Below are 19,728 nucleotides of genomic sequence, written 5' to 3'. Positions count from 1 at the left end.
AACACCGATCACCACCCAGGAACCGGAGGCGGGAACCGCTCCCGCCTCCGGCGCCCGGCAGGTATGGCGTCGGCTGCGCGCGCGCAAGTCCGCGCTCGCGGCCGCCGCCGTGCTGGGCCTGCTCGCACTCCTCGCCCTCGGCGCGCCCCTGCTGGCCGCCCTGGAGGGCCAGGACCCCAACAGCTACCACGACACCCTCGTCGACTCCGCCCGCGGCGGCGTCCCGCTCGGCGGCCTCGGCGGCATCAGCGCCGAGCACTGGCTGGGCGTCGAACCCGGCACCGGCCGCGACCTGTTCGTCCGCCTCCTCTACGGCGCCCGCGTCTCGCTGCTCGTCGGCGTCGGCGCCACGCTCGTCCAGGTGCTCATCGGCCTCGCCGTGGGCCTGGCGGCCGCGCTCGGCAGCCGCGCCGTGGAGAGCGCGCTCGGCCACCTCACCGACGTCATGGTGGCCATGCCCCTGCTGGTCTTCGCCATCGCCCTGATGGCCGTCGTCCCGGCCGACTTCCCCCGCCCCGTGCTGCTCGTCATCGCCATCGGACTGCTCAACTGGGGCGGCATGGCCCGGCTCGTCCGCGCCCAGGCCCTGAGCCTGACGAAGCTCGACTTCGTCTCGGCGGCCCGGCTCACCGGTGCCTCCCGGCGCCGCATCGCCCGCCGGGAACTGCTGCCCTCGCTCGCCGCCCCCGTGATCACCTACGCGGCCGTGCTGCTGCCGGCCAACATCGTCATCGAGGCGAGCATGTCCTTCCTCGGCGTCGGCGTGAAGCCGCCCACCCCCTCCTGGGGACAGATGCTCTCCACGGCCACCACCTGGTTCCGCGCCGACCCCATGTACGTCCTGCTGCCCGCCCTCATGCTCTTCGTCACCACCCTCGCCTTCACCCTCTTCGGCGACGGGCTGCGCACGGCGCTCGACCCGCGCCAGGCGTCCCGGCTCGGCGTCGGCCGCAAGCGGCGCACGACCCGTACGAGCGGCGCGGGAGGCGCGGTATGACCGGTTACTTCCTGCGGCGCGCCCTCGGCGCGCTCGCCGTCGTCCTCGTCCTCTCCGCCGTTGTCTACGCGACCTTCTACATCGCCCCCGGCGACCCCGCGCGCCTGGCCTGCGGCCCCCGCTGCAACCCCGAACAGATCAGCCAGGTCCGCGAGCAGCTCTCCCTGAACGACCCCGTGTACGTGCAGTACTGGCACTTCCTCCAGGGCATCGTCACCGGACACGACTACTCCACCGGCACCGGAGTCCTCCACTGCCAGGCGCCGTGCTTCGGATTGTCGTACCAGAACGATCAGCAGGTCACCGACCTGATCGTCCAGCGGCTGCCCGCCACCGCCTCCCTCGCGGTCGGCGCCATGGTCGTCTGGCTGCTGCTCGGCACCGGCACCGGACTGCTGTCCGCGCTCCGCCGAGGCGGCCCCACCGAGCGCGTGCTCACCTGGCTCACCCTCGCCGGCACCGCCACCCCCGTCTTCATCAGCGGCCTCGGCCTGCTGATGCTGTTCTGCGCCTACCTGGAGTGGCTGCCCTTCCCGGCCTATGTGCCGCTCATGGACGACCCCGAGCAGTGGGCCTGGAACATGCTGCTGCCCTGGCTCGCCCTCGGCCTCCTGGAGTCGGCGAAATACGCCCGGCTGACCCGCAGTTCCATGCTGGAGACGCTGGCGGAGGACCACATCCGCACCTTCCGCGCCTACGGGGCCACCGAGCGCTCCCTGATCGGCCGGCACGCCCTGCGAGGCGCCGTCGCACCCGTCGTCGCGCTCACCGCCGCCGACTTCGGGTCGATGTTCGGCAACGCCGTGCTCACCGAGATGATGTTCGGTCTGCCCGGCATCGGACAGCTCCTGGTGAACGCCACCCGCACCATCGACCTGCCGGTCGTCGTCGCCGTCGTGATGGTCACCGGAACCGCCGTCGTGATCGCCAACATCGTGGCGGACCTGCTCTACGCCGCCGCCGACCGAAGGGTGGTGCTCCGATGACGGTCGTTACCGATGCGCCCCTGGTCGTCGTGGACGACCTGTCCGTCCGCTTCCCCACTGGCACAGGGGGCGGCGTCCAGGCCGTCTCCGGGCTCTCCTTCACCCTCGCCCCCGGCGGCGCCCTCGCCGTCGTCGGCGAGTCCGGCTCCGGCAAGTCCACCGCCGCCTACGCCCTCCTCGACCTCCACCGGGGCACCGGCGCCGAGGTCACCGGCACCGTGCGCGTCGCCGGCCAGGACGTCCGGGCGGCCGACGACGCCGCCCTGCGGCGGCTGCGCGGCGGAACGGCCGCCATGGTCTTCCAGGACCCGCTGTCCTCGCTCGACCCGTACCAGGCCATCGGCGACCAGATCGCCGAGGTCCACCGGCTGCACCACCCGGGCGCCGGACGCCGCGCGGCCCGCGCCCGCGCGGTCGAGGTCCTCGACCGCGTCGGCATCCCCGACGCCGCCCGGCGCGCCCGCTCCCGCCCGCACGAGTTCAGCGGCGGCATGCGCCAGCGCGCCCTCATCGCCATGGCCCTCGCCTGCGACCCCCGGCTCCTCGTCGCCGACGAGCCCACCACGGCCCTCGACGTCACCGTCCAGGCCCAGATCCTCGGCCTCCTGCGCGAGCTGCGCGAGGAGACCGGCATGGGCCTCATCCTGGTCACCCACGACCTGGGCGTGGCCGCCTCCAGCGTCGACGAACTGCTGGTGATGAAGGACGGACGAGCCGTCGAGCACGGCCCGGCGCACGAGATCCTCGCCCGGCCCCGCGAGGACTACACCCGTGAACTGTTGGCGGCCGTCCCGCGCGTAAACATCCGCCGCGAGACCGCCACCGCTCCGGAGGACGACCGCCCCGTCCTGCTCGAAGCCTCCGGCCTCCGGCGGGAGTTCGGGCGAGGGAAGAAGACCGTCACCGCCGTCGACGACGTGTCGCTCACGATCCGGGCCGGGGAGACCGTCGGCGTCGTCGGCGAATCCGGCAGTGGCAAGACCACTCTCGGCCGGATGCTGGTCCGCCTGCTGGAGCCCACCGGCGGCGAGCTGCGCTACCGGGGCCGCGACATCGGCGGCCTGAAAGAGCGTGAGCTGCGCTCCTTCCGCAACGAGCTCCAGATGGTCTTCCAGGACCCCGTCTCCTCCCTCAACCCGCGCCGCAGCATCGGCGAGTCGATCGCCGACCCGCTGCGGGCCGCGGGACGGCTGGACGACGCCCGGGTCGTCGCCCGCGTACGGGAACTCCTGGAGCGCGTGGGCCTCGACCCCGACGCCTACCACCGTTACCCGCACGAGTTCAGCGGTGGCCAGCGGCAGCGCGTGGGCATCGCCCGCGCACTGGCCCCCGAACCGAAGCTGATCGTGTGCGACGAGCCCGTCTCCGCCCTCGACGTCACCACACAGGCGCAGGTCGTGCGGCTGCTGGGCGAGTTGCAGCGCGAGCTCGGACTGGCCGTGGTCTTCATCGCCCACGACCTCGCCGTCGTCCGCCAGGTCAGCGACCGGCTCGTCGTCATGCGGGACGGCCGGATCGTCGAGGAGGGCCCCGCCGACACCGTCTACGAGCGGCCCCGGCACGCCTACACCCAGGGCCTGCTGGCGGCGGTGCCCCGGCTCGAACCGGCGGAAGCCACCGCATAGCGCGGAACAACGCCGCATCTGGCCGAAAGTCACTTCTGTTCACCCCTTCCGGTGGCGCGACGGACAACCGTCCGCCGCGCCACCGGGAAGCGCGCATAGCGTGCTCCCCGCTGCCGTAACGGCGGTTGCCGACAAGGGAGAACGGGGGTGTGTTCGTGCGCGTGGGACTGCTTTCCGAGGGCGGTTACCCATACGCCGCCGGCGAGGGCGGAGAGTGGTGCGACCGCTTGGTGCGCGGGCTCGGCCAGCACGACTTCGAGCTCTACGCACTGAGCCGGACGGCCCGTCAGGAGGACAGCGGCTGGTACGCGCTGCCGGGCAACGTCCGGCGAGTGAGAGCGGCCCCCCTGTGGGGCGGACCCGCCCCCGGCGGTGGCGGACGGGCCTACGGCGCGTACGGGCGCGACCAGAGACGGCGGTTCACCGCGCACTTCGGGGACCTGGCGGCGGCCATCACGCTGCCGGGAGATCAGGCGTACCGTTTCGCCGACGGCCTGGGCGGCCTCGCCGACCTCGCCCGCGAGGAAGGCGGCCTCGCGGTGGCCCTCCGCTCCGAACTGGCCCTGCGCGCCCTGGAGACCGCCTGCCGCGCACCCGGCGCCCACCCCGCCGCCTACAGCACCCGCGTCGCCGACCTCCTCGTCGTCTCCGGACTGATCGAGCGCGCCCTGCGCCCGCTCTCCCTCGACTGGTACGGCACCGCCGACGGCGACCGGGGCCTGGCGGCCGTCGACGTGTGCCACGCCACCTCCGCCGGCTCCGCCGCCCTCCCGGGTCTCCTGGCCAAACGCTTCTTCGGTACCCCCCTGCTCGTCACCGAGTACGAGATCGGGCTCCGCGAGTACTACCTGTCCGCCGCCCCCGCCGACCTCTCCCCGTCCGTCCGCACCCTCCTCTCCGCCTTCCACCGCCGCCTCACCGCGCTGATCTACGCCGAGGCAGCCGTGATCACCGCCGGGGACGGCCAGGGCCGCCGCTGGCAGGAGCGCGGCGGCGCCGACCGCTCCCGGCTGCGCACCGTCCACCCCGGCATGGACGCCAGCCTCTACGAGGCCGTGGGCGAGGGCGACGAACGCGCCGCCCCCCGCACCGACGGCCCCCCCACCCTGGTGTGGGCCGGCGGCCGGACCGAACCCCACCTGTGGGAGGCCCTCGCCACCCTGCGCACCGCCGAACCGGGGCTGCGGCTGAGAGTGGTGGGGGTACCTCCGGATACCGACACCCCCCCGGAAGGCGTGTCCTTCGGCCCCGCCTGCGGCCCCGAGGACTACGCGACGGGCAGCGTCGTCCTCCTCTCCGGAGCCGTCGACGGCTTCCCCGCCGCCCTCGCCGAGGCGATGTTCTGCGCCCGCGCCACGGTCTCCCCGGACGTCGGCGCCGTCCGCGAAGTCATCGGCGGCACGGGCCTGGTCGTCCCACCGCGCGACCCGGCCGCCCTCGCCGACGCGTGCCTGGCGCTGCTGGGCGACCCCGAGCGCCGCGCCCGGCTGGGCGCCGCGGCCCGCTCCCGCGCGCTGGAGCTCTTCACCGTCGAGCAGAACGTCGCCGGGTTCGGGGCGATCTACTTGGAGGTACTCTCCCGAGCCCCCGTCCAGCTCGGCACCCCCGACCCGTCCGTCCCCTTCTCCCACGCGGCGGCCCCCCTCTCCGCGACCTCCCGCTCGGCCTCCCCGACTTGGGCGGGCCGCCGATGACGACGTCGATAACTGAAGACCAGTTGTTGTGCCCACCCACGGACGCGAGCACGCAAGCGGACCCGGTGAAGGTACTGCTCACGCGCCACCACAGGCTGTGCGCCAGATCAGTGGACCCCCTGGAGATCGCCGCCGGCCTGGAGGCACGCGGCATCTGCGACCGCATCGCCGCCACCGACTACCGCCACCGCGACGTCTTCTCCCTCGCGGAGGAGCTCCACGCGAGAGTGGAACGCACGGAGTCGGACGCAGCGGTCCGGGCCGCGCCCGGGGAAAGGGGCCGCCGACGCGAAGGCTCCTGCGCCGCCCTGGGCGGCGGCCGGTGCGTCGCCGGCGCCCTGGCCTCCCTCTGGCTGATCACCTACGCCCTCGTGGGCGACCTGCTGATCGCGGCACTGCTGCACGGCCGCCGGGCCTGGGCCGGCCAGCCGACCCCGCTCCCGGCCGCCCTGGCCGGTGCGGCGCCCACCGCCCTCGCCCTGGCCTGCGCCGCCGCTCCCGCGGCCTGGTGCGCGCACTGGTTCGCGGCCAGAGCGCGCCGTGCGCTCCCGGCCAGCCGGGACCTCGCGGAATTCGGCAGAAGAGTGCGGCCCGCGCTGCTGGTGGCGCTGACTCTCTTCCTGGGCGCGCTGCTGACGTCCCTGTGGCCGGCCAGGTCCGCCCTGCCGGGCACCGGCCCGGCGTCCGGCGCCGCCCCCGCCGTCCTCCACGCCGCTCCCGTTCTCGACTACGCGGCCGTGGCCGCGCTCGGCGTGCTCCTCTTCCTGGCCGGGCTGCTCACCGCCCACGGCCTGCCCCGGGCGGCCGTCGCCGCCACCCTGGCCGCCGCCGCGGCCGAAGCCCTGCCCCCGCTCACCCTGCTCGCCGCCCGGCTTCCGGGCTGCGAAGCCCTGCGCTGGCCCGTCGGCTGGGCGGCCGGGGCCTTCGGCCCCACCGCCCTGTCGCTCGCCGCGTGCGTCCCGCCGGCCCTCGCCCTGCTGGTCCACGCCGTCTCCGCGCTGTCCCGGGCCTCGGTCCACGGACCCCGGTGACGACACCACCCGCCCGCCCCCCTTCGACAGGAGAGAGAGCAAGCACGATGACCGTTTCCCCTCCGCGCACCACCGGGCGAGAGCGAGGGCCCGACCGATGAGAGTCCTGCTCCTCGGCGCCAACGGCTACCTCGGCCGCTTCGTGGCCGACCGGCTGCTCGCCGACCCCGCCGTCCAGCTCACGGCCCTGGGCCGGGGCGACGACGCGGACGTCCGCTTCGACCTGGCCTCCGGCAGCCCCGGCGCCCTCACCCGCTTCCTCAACGCCGTCCACCCCGGCGTCGTCATCAACTGCGCGGGCGCCACCCGGGGCGGGGCCCGCGACCTCGCCCGGCACAACACCGTCGCCGTCGCCACCGTCTGCGAGTCGCTGCGCCGCAGCGGCTGCGGCGCCCGGCTGGTGCAGGTGGGGTGCTCCTCCGAGTACGGGCCCTCGCAGCCCGGCTCGTCCACCGCCGAGGACGCGGTGCCGCGCCCCGGCGGCCCGTACGGGGTGAGCAAACTCGCCGCCACCGAGCTGGTGCTCGGCTCCGGGCTCGACGCGATCGTGTTGCGGGTCTTCTCCCCGGTGGGACCCGGCACCCCCGCCGGCTCGCCGCTGGGCCGGCTCGCGGAGGCCATGAGACGGGCGATGCAGAGCGGCGACAACGAGCTGAAGCTCACCGGCCTCGGCGTACAGCGCGACTTCGTCGACGTCCGCGACATCGCCCGGGCCGTCCACGCGGCCTCCCTCTCCGCCGCCCAGGGCGCCGTCAACATCGGCACCGGCCGCGCCGTGCGGCTGCGCGACGCGGCGACCCTGCTCGCCCGGGTCGCGGGCTTCGGGGGCGCCCTCCACGAGCTGGACGACCCCCACCTGGGCACCCCGCCCGCGTACCCCTACCCGGACGGCTGCGGCAGCTGGCAGCAGGCCGACGTGCGCACCGCCCGGGACCGCCTCGGCTGGCGGCCGCGCATCGCCCTGGAGGAATCGCTGGCCGACATCTGGATGGAGGCGGCGTGTCGTATCTGATCTCCCCGGGATACCGCCGCGCCCTCGCCGCCCGGAAGGCCCCGCTCCGGGTCGCCGTGCCGGGCTTCGCGCATCCGCTGGTGGCCCCCGCCGAGTGGGGCGGCCTCCAGCGGGCGGGCCTCCCGCTGGACTGGGTGGCGATCGGCGGCGGCGCGCCGGTGGAGCCCGACGGCACGAGCGGCGGCCCCGGCGCCCGGCAGGACCCGTACTGGCTGTCCGCCGTCGTCCCGCTGCGCACGTCCGGCGTCCGGGTGCTGGGCCACCTGGACGTCCGGCACGGCACCCGGTCCTTCGGCGAACTCCTCTCCGACGCGCAGCGCTACCTCAACTGGTACCGGGTGGACGGCTTCACGCTTGCCCGCTGCCCGGACGACGAGGCCGGGCTCTCCGGGACCCGGCGGATGGCGGGCGCGCTGCGGACCCTGCTCGACGGGGCGTATCTGGTCCTGTCCCACGGCGCCCATCCCAACCCCGGATACGCGGACGTCGGCGACCAGTTGGTGACGTACGCGGGCCCCTGGTCCGGCTACCGCTGGTCCCGGGCCGCCGAATGGACGGCCGACCATCCGCCCGAGCGCTTCTGCCACCTGGTGCACGGCGTGCCGCGCACCCACCTGGACGAGGCGCTGCGCGTCGCCCGCTGGCAGGGCGCGGGCACCGTCTACTTCACGGACCGCACCGACCGCGACGCCCTGGACCCCTGGGAGTCCCTGCCCGGCTACTGGGACGACTTCGTCTCGCGCATCGGACCTGGTGTCTCGGAATGAGACAGGGCGTGGCAGTGTTACGGGAAGCACCACCGTACTGACATACCGACCTACGGAGTCCCCGTGTCGCTGCCACCCCTGGTCGAACCGGCATCCGAGCTCACCGTCGACGAGGTCCGCCGGTACTCCCGCCACCTGATCATCCCGGACGTCGGGATGGACGGGCAGAAGCGGCTGAAGAACGCCAAGGTGCTCTGCGTGGGCGCGGGCGGTCTGGGTTCGCCCGCGCTGATGTACCTCGCCGCCGCCGGCGTCGGCACCCTGGGCATCGTGGAGTTCGACGAGGTCGACGAGTCGAACCTCCAGCGCCAGATCATCCACAGCCAGGCCGACATCGGCCGCTCGAAGGCCGAGTCCGCGCGCGACTCCGTGCTGGGGATCAACCCCTATGTGAACGTCGTCCTGCACGAGACCCGGCTCGAAGCCGACAACGTGATGGAGATCTTCTCCCAGTACGACCTGATCGTCGACGGCACGGACAACTTCGCCACCCGCTACCTCGTCAACGACGCGTGCGTGCTGCTCGACAAGCCGTACGTATGGGGCTCCATCTACCGCTTCGACGGCCAGGCGTCCGTCTTCTGGAGCGAGCACGGCCCCTGCTACCGCTGCCTCTACCCCGAGCCCCCGCCGCCGGGCATGGTGCCCTCCTGCGCCGAGGGCGGCGTGCTGGGCGTGCTGTGCGCCTCGATCGGCTCGATACAGGTCAACGAGGCCATCAAGCTGCTGGCGGGCATCGGCGACCCGCTGGTCGGCCGGCTGATGATCTACGACGCCCTGGAGATGACCTACCGGCAGGTCAAGGTCCGCAAGGACCCCGACTGCGCGGTCTGCGGCAAGAACCCGACGGTCACCGAGCTCATCGACTACGAGGCCTTCTGCGGCGTCGTCTCCGAGGAGGCCCAGCAGGCGGCCGCCGGCTCGACGATCACGCCGCTCCAGCTGAAGGAGTGGATCGACGAGGGCCAGAACATCGACATCATCGATGTCCGCGAGCCCAACGAGTACGAGATCGTCTCCATCCCCGGCGCCCGGCTGATCCCCAAGAACGAGTTCCTGATGGGCAGCGCCCTGGAGGGGCTGCCGCAGGACAAGAAGATCGTCCTGCATTGCAAGACGGGTGTCCGCTCGGCGGAAGTGCTGGCCGTGCTCAAGTCCGCGGGCTTCGCGGACGCGGTGCACGTGGGCGGCGGTGTGATCGGCTGGGTCCACCAGGTGGAGCCGCAGAAGCCGGTGTACTGACGGTTTTGGCGCGAACCGGCTCCGCTCGCCGAGAGGCGAGCGGAGCCGGCCGTGCTTCACGGGCAGGTCGTGCCGTCCGCCGGGAGCCGGCCGTCGAGGAACGCGGCGTCCATGGTCTTCGTGGCGCACGCGTCGACGCCGTATGTGCCATGGCCCTCGCCCTTGACGGTCAGCCGGACCCCGACGCCCTTGCCGAGCTTCTCGGCCATGTTCGCCGCGCCGGCCACCGGCGTCGCCGGATCGCCCGCGTTGCCGACCACCAGGATCGGCGCGGCCCCCTCGGCGCCCACCTCCGGGGTCTTCCACTTGCCCTTCACCGGCCAGCCCGTGCACGACAGCAGCGACCACGCGGCGGACTCCCCGAAGACCGGCGAGGCGGCCTTGAACTCCGGCAGCAGCCGCCGGACGTCTTCCACACCGTAGCGGTCCTCCGAATCGGCGCAGGAAATGGCCCGGTTGGCGGCCTGGAGATTGTTGTAGCGGCCGTCGGGCGCGCGGCCCGCCATGGAGTCGAAGAGCAGGAGCAGGGTGTTGCCCGTGCCCTTGACCCGCGCCTCCTGGAGCGCGGCGGTCAGGTACTTCCAGGTGTCCTTGGAGTACAGCGCCGCCGCGATGCCGTTGGTCGCCTCGTCCTGGGTGAGCTTGCGGCCCTGACTCGTCGGCAGGGGCCGTGAGTCGAGGTCCTTGAGGAGCGTGGTGATCTCGTCCAGGGTGGGGCAGCGGCCGCCGCCGCCCGTGGCGCCCGCCGAGGCGCAGTCCTTGAGGTAGTCGTCCAGCGCGAGCTGGAAGCCCTTGGTCTGGCCGAGGTCGCCCTGCACGGTGTCCTGCGTCGGGTCCACCACGGCGTCGAGTACGGTGCGCCCGACGTTCTTGGGGAACAAGTGCGCGTAGACGCCGCCCAGTTCGGTGCCGTACGAGATGCCGAAGTAGTGGAGCCTGGACTCGCCGAGCGCGGCCCGGATCCGGTCGAGGTCACGGGCGGCGCTGATCGTGTCCACGTACGGCAGGACCTTGCCCGAGTTCTTGGCGCAGGCGTCGACGAACGCCTTGTTGGCCGCCAGGGTCTGCTGGAGTTCGGCGTCATCGTCAGGGGTGCCGTCCACCTGGTACGCCGCGTCGAGCTCCTTGTCGCTCTGACAGCGCACGCCCGCGCTCTCGCCGACGCCGCGCGGGTCGAAGCTCACCAGGTCGTAGCGGGCGTGGAGGGTGTCGTAGCCGTCGGCGAGGGAGGGCAGCGCGGAGACGCCCGAGGCGCCGGGGCCGCCGAAGTTGAAGACCAGCGAGCCGATGCGGTGGGACGAGTCGGTGGCCTTGCTGCGGATCAGCGCGAGGTCGATCTTCGCGCCGTCCGGCTTGGAGTGGTCGAGCGGCACCGGGAGCTTCGCGCACTGCCATGCCTTGCCGGGGGCCTTGCCCACGCCCTGCGCGGCGGTGGGGGCGGCGCACGTCTTCCAGCTGAGCTTGGGGACGGGGGAGCCGTTCTTGCCGCCGTTGCCATTGCCGCTGTCGGCGCCGCTGCCGCTGCCGCCGTCCTGGCCGCCGGCTCTGTCGCCGCCGTTGTCACCGCATCCGGTGGCGGCGAGGGCGATCACGAGGACGGTGGCGGCGAGGGAGGCGAGGGCCGTGACCCGGGGCCGTGTGGGACTCATTCCACCGACTCTACGGATGAATCGCCCTTTCCCGGCCCCTTGGGGACCCGGCGTACGGACGTTGTCAGGCGGAGCGCAGGGGCGCACAGCCGATCCGCCCCGCGACGGCGTCCACGAAGGCCGGGAACGCCCGGCGCGGATCGTCGGCCCGGGTGCCGGTGCGGCCGGGGCCCGTACGCATGGTGAACACCGTGGGGCGGCCCGCGCAGTCGGCCCGTACGAGCGCGCCCGTCGCCTCGATCCGCCCATGGGCCCGCCAGCCGGGCGCGGGCGGGCTGTCGCCCGTGAGGCCGTCGAACAGGGCGACGATCCTGGGCCGGGCGGTCATCGCGAACCGGGCCGCCCAGCGGAACGCGTCCGTCGCCGCCAGCGCGCACGTCTCGAAGTCCGGCTCGGCACTGCCCGTGCCGGCCGGACCGGCTATGCCCGGTATCGCACAGGCGCCGGGCGCGCCGGGCGACGCCATCGGCCGTGCCTCCCCGGCGCACCCCGTCGCCTTCGCCGCCCGGTTGGCCACCTCCAGCAGGAGCCTGCCCGTCCGCGCGGGGGAGGCGTCCGGGAACGACCCGGTCAGTGTGACCACTGACGGGCGGCCGCGCACATCGCACGACTCCGGCAGCACCAACGTGCCCGACGCGGCCGTGACGAAGCCCGGGAGGGCGTCCGGGAGCGGCGAGTCGCCCCCGGCGAACAGCCCCGTCAGCCAGGCCCGGCGCTCGTCCGCCGCCTCGGGGCCCGTGCCGTAACGGACCTCCAGGCGACGCTCGGTGCCGCGGCCCCCGCGGTCGCCGCCGCGCCAGCTCAGCGTGCAGCGGCCGTGGGGACGGCCGGGACCCGGCGCGCTCTCCCGGGACACGCGCTGCCGGGCGCCACCGGTCTCCCCGCGGAACGGGCCGCCCTCTTCCGGCCAAGTGCCCCAGCAGTAGTCCTGCCTGGCCAGCGGCCTGAACTGCGCCTGCCACAGGGCCATCAGGGCCGCCAGCAACGCCGCTATGGCCAGGGCGCCGGTGAGCAGTCTGGCCCTGCGGCCCGGGTGTTCGGCCGTCCGTAACACCTCTGTCCCCCTCCGTCGCCCGCGGTGAAAACGGTCCGAGTGAAACTCTGTGCGGGCGATGGTAGTGCGGGCCACTGACATTCGAGCCGCTGGAGTTCGTAGTACCGGTGTGATGTGCTATGGGTGCTATGAGCACACCTTCCCGGGTGCCGGAACAGTACCTTCCAGCAGGTATGCGTCAACCGCGCTTTTCACGCAGGCGTTGCCGCTGTCGTAGGCGCCGTGGCCTTCTCCCCGGTACGTCATCTCGACTCCGACGCCCTTGCCGAGCTCCTGGGCCATCTTGCGCGCTCCCTCGTAAGGAGTCGCCGGATCGCCGGTGTTGCCGACGACGAGGATGGGCGCCGAGCCCTTCGCGCTGACATCGGGCGTCTGCCATTCGCCCTTTACGGGCCAACCGGTGCACTGCAACAGGCTCCACCCCATGAAGTCCCCGAAGACCGGTGACGCCTTGCGGAACTCCGCCGCCCTGCGCCGGATGTCGTCCGCGGTGTAGCGCTGGGCGAAGTCGGCGCACGTGATGGCGTTGAGGGACGCCTGGAGGGAGCTGTAAGTGCCGTCCTGGCCACGACCGTTCATGGAGTCGCCCAGCATGAGGAGGATCTTCCCGTCGCCGTTCTCGGCGTCCTCGACGCCCTCGGTGAGGTAGTCCCAGAACTGCTTCGAGTAGAGCGACTGCGCGATACCGCCGGTGGCGAGCGACTGCGTGAGGTCGCGGCCCCCGCTGCCCGGCACCGGCTTCTTCTCCAGCCGGTCGAGGAGCGAGCTGATCTGCTGCTCCGTGGGGCAGTTGTCCGACGTCTTCGTGCAGGCCGTCATGTAGTCGCCGAGGGCGAGCTGGAACCCCGCGGCCTGGGCGAGGGCGCTCTGCAACGGATCGCTCGACGGGTCCACCACGCCGTCCATGAGCGCCCGGCCGACGTTCTTGGGGAACAAGTGCGCGTAGACGCCGCCAAGTTCGGTGCCGTAGGAGACGCCGAAGTAGTGGAGCTTGTCGTCGCCCAGGACCTGGCGCATGAGGTCCAGGTCGCGGGCGGCGTTCGTGGTGCCGATATGGGGGAGGACCTTGCCCGAGCGCTTCTGGCAGCCCTCCGCGTATTTCTTCACCCGGCCCACGAGGGCGTTCTGTTCGGCGGTGGTGGCCGGGGTGGCGTCCGCCGCGTAGTACGCGTCCAGTTCCTTGTCCGGCAGGCACGTCACCCCGCTGCTGCGGCCGACCCCGCGCGGGTCGAAGCTGACCAGGTCGTAGCGGGTGCGCAGGGTGCGGTAGTCGTCGGCGAACGCCGGGAGCGTCGTCACTCCGGAGCCGCCGGGGCCGCCGAAGTTGAAGACGAGCGAGCCGATGCGGCGCGACTGGTCGGTGGCCTTCGCCCGGATCATGGCGATGCCGATCTTCTCGCCGTCCGGGTGGGCGTAGTCGAGCGGCGCGCGCAGGGTCGCGCACTCCCAGTCCGGGCCGGGGGGCCGGCCGGCGGTGCCCGCGTCCTCGCTGCGGCTGGGGGGCGGGCAGGGCTTCCAGTCCGGTTTCTGCTTCTGGAGGGCGGCGCCGGCGGCAGCCGTGGCGGCGCTCGCGGAGGAGGGCGCCGCCTGCCGCGCCTCGCCGTCGGCGTCGCCGCTGCAACCGGTGAGCCCGGTCAGCCCGGTGACCGTGGTCAGCAGCGCGGCGGCGAGCAGCGCTCGCCCTCTGGACACGCGTACGGATCTGGACACGCCTCCCACTTTTGGGCGGGGCGGGCCGGGGCGCGCGCAGGGTGGGCCGTATGGGGGACGGGTCGTACGGGTTACCGGGGGACGAATCCGACTTCCGTCGCCTTCGCGGTGACCCAGACGGGAGTGCCCTCGGCGAGCCTCAGCTCCACTGCCGCGGCCGGGGTGATCTCAGCGACGATCTCAAGGTCCGCGTCCACGAGGACGCGCATTCTGCTGCCTTGCGCGGTGAGTTCGCGGATCTTGCCCTGCCAGACGTTGCGAGGGCTGCTGGTGGTGGCTGTGGGGCGGGTGGTGTGGAGGGACACCGCTTCGGGAGCGATCACGGCGAGGCCGGGGCCCGGGGTGGGGGGTGGGTCCGCCGTGGTCAGGGTCGCGCCGTTGCCCAGGTCGAGGGTGTCGGCCGTCGCCTCGGCCGGCCAGGCGTTGAGGCCCAGCATGCGGGCCACCCAGGGGGAGCGGGGGTGCCGGGCCAGCTCGGCCGGGGGCGCGTACTGGGTCGTACGGCCGTCCTCCAGGACGAGCACGTGGTCGGCCAGCGATACGGCTTCCACGGGGTCGTGGGTGACGATCAGGCACACGCCGGGGAAGTCGGCGAGGTGGGTGCGCAGGGCGTGGCGCACCTGGGCGCGGGCCGACTGGTCCAGGGCGGCCAGCGGCTCGTCGAGGAGCAGCAGGTGCGGACCGGCGGCCAGGGCCCTGGCCAGGGCGACGCGCTGGGCCTGGCCGCCGCTGAGCAGGCCGGGCCTGCGGTGGGCGAGGTGGCCGATGCCCAGGTGGTTCAGCCACTGCTGGGCGGTGGCGTGGGCCCGGCCCTTGGGGGTGCCCTGGGCGCGTAGGCCGTAGGCGGTGTTGGCGAGTGCCGTGAGGTGCGGGAAGAGGGCGCCGTCCTGGGGGACCCAGGCGATGCGGCGGCGGTGGGGCGGGGCGGACGAGACGTCCTGGCCGCCGAGGGTGAGCGTGTCCGCCGTGGCGCGGTGGGTGAGGCCGAGGAGGGCGCGGAGGAGGGTGGTCTTGCCGGCGCCGTTGGGGCCCACGACGGCGATCGTGGTGCCGGCGGGGGCGTCGAGGGCCGCTTGGACTGCGCCGGTGACCGTGGTGCGCAGGGGGTGCGGGGTGGTGCGGGCGGGGCCGGGGCGGGGAGGGCCCTCCGGGACCGCGTGATGTACGGCCGTTGCCGTATCCGGTTCCGGGTGCCCCGCACTTGGCCGTACTCCCGCCGTCGGCGTCTGCGGCCAGCGGCCCCGGAGGGTGAGGAGGACCGCTGTCGCGATGGCGAGGAGGAGAAGGCTGACCGCTGTCGCGCCCTCCGGGTCGTCCTGGAGGAGCAGGTAGACCTGGAGGGGGAGCGTCTGGGTGATGCCGGGGAGGTTGCCCGCGAACGTGATCGTCGCCCCGAACTCGCCCAGCGCGCGCGCCCAGCAGAGCGCCGCTCCGGCGAAGAGGCCCGGCGCGATCATCGGGAGGGTGATCGTGCGGAACGTTCGGAGGGGGGAAGAGCCGAGGGAAGTCGCCGTCTCCTCGTAGCGGGGGTGGAGGCCGCTGAGAGCGCCCTCCAGGCTGATCACCAGGAAGGGCATGGCCACGAAGGTCGACGCCATGACCGCCGCCGTGGTCGTGAAGGGGATCGTGACGCCGAACCACTCGTCCAGCCAGGACCCCAGGACGCCCCGGCGGCCGTAGCCCTGGAGGAGCGCCACGCCCGCGACGGTCGGCGGCAGGACCATCGGGAGCATCACGAGGGAGCGGACGAGTGCCTTGCCCGGGAAGTCCACCCGGGCCAGCAGCCAGGCGAGGGGCACCCCGAGGGCGAGGGAGAGCGCCAGGGAGTACGCCGAGACCGTGAGGCTCAGGATGAGGGCCCGGGTGACCTCGCCGGAGGTGAGCCGGGACGGGAGGGAGCCCCATGGCGTGCGGGTGAGGACGCCCGCCAGGGGGAGGAACAGGAAGCCGGCGGCGAGGGCGGAGGGGATCGCCAGGGTCAGGGGCGTACGGGCCCTCATGGCTGCTGGAAGCCCGCCTCACGGAGGAGCTTCTGGGCCTCGGACGAGCTGAGCCACTTGACGAACTCGGCCGACTCCTCGGTGTGCTTCGAGCCCTTGAGGGTCGCGGCGGGGTAGGCGGCCACCGCGTTCTGGGCGTCGGGGACGGCGACGGTCGCGACCTTGCCCTTGGCCGCGGTGGCGTCCGTGACGTACACGATGCCCACGTCCGCCTCGCCGAGGGTGACCTTGCTCAGCACGGCGCGGACGCTGGGCTCCTGGGAGACCGGCTTGACGTCGACGTGCTGCTGGTCGAGGACCTTCTTGCTGTAGCGGCCCGCGGGGACCTCGGGGGCGGCCAGGACCACCTTGAGGCCGGACCGGGAGAGGTCGGAGAGGCCCTGGACCTTCTGGGGGTTGCCGGGGGCCGTGGCGATCGTCAGGCGGTTCTTCGCGATGGTGGTGGGGGCGTTCGTCTGCTGGGCGAGACCGTCCATCGTCTTGGTGTCGGCCGTCACCAGCGCGTCGGCGGGCGCGCCCTGGCGCACCTGGGCGGCGAGCTCCTGGGAGCCGGCGAAGGAGAAGTTCACCTTGGTGCCGGGGTGCTCCTTCTCGTAGACGGCCTTGGCCTCCTTGAAGACGTCCGTGAGGGAGGCGGCGGCGAGGACCGTGAGGGTGGTCCGCCGCCTGGCGTCGTCGCTCTTGTCCCCGCTGCCGCCGCAGGCCGTGGCCAGGGGGAGGAGGAGCGCTGCCGCCAGGGCCGTGCGTGCGAGGGTGCGGGGCATTGTCTCTCCTGGTCAGGCGCGGTCGATGTGCACGTTGGTGGCCTTCACCCGGGCCACGGCCTCCATGCCCACGGCCAGGCCCAGTTCCTCCACGGCCTCGCGGGTGAGGAGGGAGACCAGCCGGTGCGGCCCGGCCTGGATCTCCACCTGTGCGGCCACGTCGCCGAGCTTCACGGCGGTGATGATCCCCGGGAAGGCGTTGCGCGCGCTGGTGTGCGGTTCGTCGTCGCTCTCGTTCGCCTCGGCGGCGAGGCTCACGGAGAAGGCGGCCAGATCGGGCCCCTCGACGATCCGCTTGCCGGCCTCGTCACGACGGGTGGGGATCCTGCCCGCGTCGGCCCAGCGGCGGACGGTGTCGGGACTGACGCTCAGGAGGCGGGCTGCCTGCCCGATGGTGTACGACCGCATGTGCGGCACGGTATGTCGCTGTGGCTCGCATATGCAAGGCTGAACGCCTGGTCCGGGTGGCTCTGCCCCCTGGACCAGGCGTTCAGTGGGCCCCCTAGATCGCACCCTTCCGCGTCAGGTGGCTGAACGACGCCCACCCCGGCAGCACCGGCAGCCACAACGTCATCAGCCGGAACAGCAGAACGGCCGGCGCCGCCTGCTCCGCCGGCAGCCCCGCGAAGGTCAGCGCACCCGTGAGCGCGAACTCCACCGCCCCCACACCGCCCGGCGTCGGCGCCGCCGACCCCAGCGCGTTGGCGGTGAGGAAGACGACCGCGATGCTCGCGTAGCTGAGGTCGCCCCCGAACGCCCGGATCGACGCGTCCAGGCACATCACGTTCGCCGCCGTCAGCAGCAGCATCCCGCCGATGCCGAAGCAGAGCTTCTGCGGCCGCTGGAGCACGTCCAGCATGCGCGGCACGACGCCCGCGAACAGCGACCGGACCCGGGTCGAGACGAACTTCCGCAGCACCGGGATCGCGGCGACCACCAGCACCAGGACCGCGGCCGTCAGCAGGCCGCCGATCACGGTCCGGGAGGGGCCCAGGGAGGAGCTGCGTTCCGTGCCCGTCACATAGCCGAAGGACAGCAGCAGCATGATGTGGCAGGCCAGGCCGAAGAGCTGGGACGCGCCGACGCTCGCCACGGCCAGGCCCGGGCGGATGCCCGCCCGCTGGAGGAAGCGGGTGTTCAGGGCCACGCCACCGACCGCGGCCGGGGCGACGATCTTCACGAACGAGCCCGCGACCTGCGCCAGGACCGTCCGGCCGAAGGTCACCTTCTCCGGTACGAAGCCGAGGAGGCTCATCGCGGCGGCCACGTAGGTCAGCGCCTGGAAGGCCACGGCCATCGCGACCCACGCCCAGTTGGCCTTGTCGACGAGATCGCCGAACTTGACGTGCGTGAGCTGGGACAGCAGGAAGTACGCGGCGATCGCGCCCGCGACGAAGCTGATCAGCGTCCGGGGCTTGATGCGCTCCAGGCGGACCGGCTCTATCGGCGCCTGCGGCCGGATGAGCAGGACCTGGCGGCGGATCTGGGCGAGCAGGTCCTCCTCGCGGGCCTCCTCGATGGCCTCGTCGATCGCCTTCTTCTCCGCCTGGCGCTCGGCCTTGAGCGCCTTGCGGCTGGCGTCGGCGGGCTCGGCCTCGGCGGCGCGGGTGGCGTCCCGGGCCTCCTTGGCGAGGCGGGCGTTCTCCAGCACCCGGTCCCGTTCGCGCTGCGCCCGCTCGCGGGCGAGCTGGCGCAGGGTCGCGCGGTTGACGCGGGTGAGGGCGAGGGGCTGGAGGAGCGGGAGGCTGTTGGCGACGGCGTCGGGACCGAGGACCTCCACGGCGGTGGCCACGGCCCGCTCGGCGCCGACCCGCAGGCCGAGGGTGACGAGGAGCTGGGCGACGTCCATGCGGAGCACCAGGTCGCCGGCCGCGATCTCGCCGCCGCGCAGGTCCGTGAGGACCACATTGCCGGAACGATCCACCAGGAGGGCGTCGCCGTCGAGCCTGCGGTGGGCGATGCGGCGTGACTGGAGTGCCTTGAGCTGGTGCCAGGCGCCCCGCATCAGCTCGTCGGTGATCTCCTCGGTGGGGACGGAGACCAGGGGACGGCCGCCGATGTGCTCGTAGATGAGCATCACGGCGTCCGGGCCCAGCTCGGAGGTGGCGATGAGCTTGGGCGCGTTGGCGCCGGCGGCGATGGCCGCGTAGGCGAGCAGCGCCTCCTGTTCGAGGGCCTGGCGCAGCGACTGGAGGCTGCGGCGCTGGGTGATCCCGCGCAGGGCCAGGCGCTGCCAGACGCGGTAGAAGAAGCCCTGGGCCTGTTGCTCGCGGTCGACGACGGTGACGTCGAGGGGTGGCCCGTCCTCCATGGTGACGATGTAGCGGCGGCCCCGGTCGGGGTGCTGCTCGGCGGTCTCGTTGTCCTCGGCGCGCAGCGCGGTCTCCGGCCGGAAGCCGACGCGCCGCAGCCCGGCGAGGAGGTGCTGGCCGGTGGGGCGGACGTTGGGGGAGCCGACGGCGTAGAGGGTGGCGTAGGCGACGGTCCAGCCGATCAGGACGGTGATGGCGATGGAGAACGGCGTGGTGTAGCCGTTGACCAGCACCGCGAAGGCGTCCAGGAGGAGCACGGCCCACATGGCCACGCGCCAGCGCGGCCGCCGGGACATGCCGACGGCCGTCATATACGCGATCACCGGCGCCAGATAGCCGTGCACCGGGTCGGTGAAGCCGCCGCCGGGGGCGCGCTGGGTGAGCGCGGCGCGGATGGATTCGGGCGCCGACTCGGCCACCCACAGGTCGGTGGCGAGGGACACGCCGTGGGCCAGCACGGCGGCGAGGACGCCGTCGGCGATGCGCAGCCCGTCGCGTTTGATCAGCCGTTCGATGGCGAAGGCCACCGGGACGATGAAGACCGCGATGTTCGCCGTGAGCCCGGCGAAGCTGGCCAGCAGATGGGGCGCCTTGCCGGTGCTCGCGCTGATGTCCTGGGCCAGGCCCGAGGTGGTGGCGTGGGCGAAGGCGGCGAGCGCGAGCACGAGGGCGATGCCCACGATGCCCAGGAAGAGCCGGACCAGGTCGGCCGGGCGGTGGACACGGGCGGGGAGCAGCGGCTCGTCGCCGGAGACCTTGTCGATGTGGCCCTCACCGTCCTCGCACGGGTACGCGCCGCGGTCCCTGTCGCAGGGCAGCACGTCGCGGGCGCGGGCCTCGTCCGGAGGCTGCGCGCCCTGCTGCTCGTCGGTCTCTTCTCGGTCT

General features: G+C 73.3%; 15 protein-coding genes. 8 read left to right on the top strand and 7 right to left on the bottom strand.

The features are described from left to right. The first annotated feature begins 7 nt into the window (after positions 1-7). The 8 genes from AB0E98_RS21145 (at position 8) to moeZ (ending at position 9,354) form a co-directional block, all read left to right on the top strand. Complete coding sequence (locus AB0E98_RS21145; protein WP_361705273.1) at positions 8-997, top strand: ABC transporter permease; 990 nt, start codon at positions 8-10, stop codon at positions 995-997. Further along, entirely contained in the window at positions 994-1,983 is a 990-nt protein-coding gene (locus AB0E98_RS21140) for an ABC transporter permease (RefSeq protein WP_361704767.1), read from the top strand. Before AB0E98_RS21145 ends, AB0E98_RS21140 begins: the two co-directional genes overlap by 4 nt. After that, positions 1,980-3,608 carry an ABC transporter ATP-binding protein gene (locus AB0E98_RS21135; RefSeq protein ID WP_361704765.1) on the top strand — a complete coding sequence of 543 codons (1,629 nt, stop codon included), beginning with the start codon at positions 1,980-1,982 and terminating at the stop codon, positions 3,606-3,608. The genes AB0E98_RS21140 and AB0E98_RS21135 overlap by 4 nt, the downstream gene beginning before the upstream one ends. A 155-nt stretch (positions 3,609-3,763) precedes the next feature. After that, positions 3,764-5,302 carry a DUF3492 domain-containing protein gene (locus AB0E98_RS21130; protein WP_361705271.1) on the top strand — a complete coding sequence of 513 codons (1,539 nt, stop codon included), beginning with the start codon at positions 3,764-3,766 and terminating at the stop codon, positions 5,300-5,302. A 65-nt stretch (positions 5,303-5,367) separates the two neighbouring features. Beyond that, positions 5,368-6,333, top strand: coding sequence for a hypothetical protein (locus tag AB0E98_RS21125; RefSeq protein ID WP_361704763.1), 966 nt, complete (start codon positions 5,368-5,370; stop codon positions 6,331-6,333). Positions 6,334-6,430: 97 nt separating this feature from the next. After that, positions 6,431-7,345: an NAD-dependent epimerase/dehydratase family protein gene (locus AB0E98_RS21120; protein WP_361704761.1), complete on the top strand. Its 915-nt coding sequence runs from the start codon at positions 6,431-6,433 to the stop codon at positions 7,343-7,345. Continuing rightward, positions 7,342-8,112: a spherulation-specific family 4 protein gene (locus tag AB0E98_RS21115; RefSeq protein ID WP_361705269.1), complete on the top strand. Its 771-nt coding sequence runs from the start codon at positions 7,342-7,344 to the stop codon at positions 8,110-8,112. Before AB0E98_RS21120 ends, AB0E98_RS21115 begins: the two co-directional genes overlap by 4 nt. A 63-nt stretch (positions 8,113-8,175) precedes the next feature. Continuing rightward, a complete protein-coding gene (moeZ, locus tag AB0E98_RS21110; protein ID WP_361704758.1) occupies positions 8,176-9,354 on the top strand; it encodes an adenylyltransferase/sulfurtransferase MoeZ in 1,179 nt (392 codons plus the stop codon). Between the two features lie 56 nt (positions 9,355-9,410). On the opposite strand, the gene AB0E98_RS21105 is transcribed toward moeZ, so the two are convergent. From AB0E98_RS21105 to AB0E98_RS21075, 7 genes are all read right to left on the bottom strand, one after another. Beyond that, complete coding sequence (locus AB0E98_RS21105) at positions 9,411-11,003, bottom strand: alpha/beta hydrolase (RefSeq protein ID WP_361704755.1); 1,593 nt, start codon at positions 11,001-11,003, stop codon at positions 9,411-9,413. 64 nt (positions 11,004-11,067) lie between these two features. Beyond that, the gene (locus tag AB0E98_RS21100) at positions 11,068-12,057 is read right to left on the bottom strand and encodes a hypothetical protein (protein WP_361704753.1); all 990 of its coding nucleotides are present in this window, start codon (positions 12,055-12,057) and stop codon (positions 11,068-11,070) included. A 126-nt stretch (positions 12,058-12,183) separates the two neighbouring features. Further along, a complete protein-coding gene (locus AB0E98_RS21095) occupies positions 12,184-13,749 on the bottom strand; it encodes an alpha/beta hydrolase (protein ID WP_361704750.1) in 1,566 nt (521 codons plus the stop codon). An 89-nt stretch (positions 13,750-13,838) separates the two neighbouring features. Beyond that, positions 13,839-15,767: an ABC transporter permease gene (locus AB0E98_RS21090; RefSeq protein WP_361704748.1), complete on the bottom strand. Its 1,929-nt coding sequence runs from the start codon at positions 15,765-15,767 to the stop codon at positions 13,839-13,841. Further along, entirely contained in the window at positions 15,764-16,531 is a 768-nt protein-coding gene (modA, locus tag AB0E98_RS21085; protein ID WP_361704745.1) for a molybdate ABC transporter substrate-binding protein, read from the bottom strand. Before modA ends, AB0E98_RS21090 begins: the two co-directional genes overlap by 4 nt. 12 nt (positions 16,532-16,543) lie before the next feature. Then, the gene (locus AB0E98_RS21080) at positions 16,544-16,939 is read right to left on the bottom strand and encodes a helix-turn-helix transcriptional regulator (protein WP_126915918.1); all 396 of its coding nucleotides are present in this window, start codon (positions 16,937-16,939) and stop codon (positions 16,544-16,546) included. A 94-nt stretch (positions 16,940-17,033) separates the two neighbouring features. Beyond that, complete coding sequence (locus AB0E98_RS21075; protein WP_361705267.1) at positions 17,034-19,664, bottom strand: flippase-like domain-containing protein; 2,631 nt, start codon at positions 19,662-19,664, stop codon at positions 17,034-17,036. Positions 19,665-19,728: the final 64 nt, after the last annotated feature.

This window comes from Streptomyces sp. NPDC037389 (genome assembly GCF_040636475.1).
In the GTDB taxonomy this organism is placed as follows: domain Bacteria; phylum Actinomycetota; class Actinomycetes; order Streptomycetales; family Streptomycetaceae; genus Streptomyces; species Streptomyces hesseae.
The sequence above is the reverse complement of the archived record's forward strand: the minus strand, read 5'-3'. Positions and strand labels throughout refer to the sequence as shown.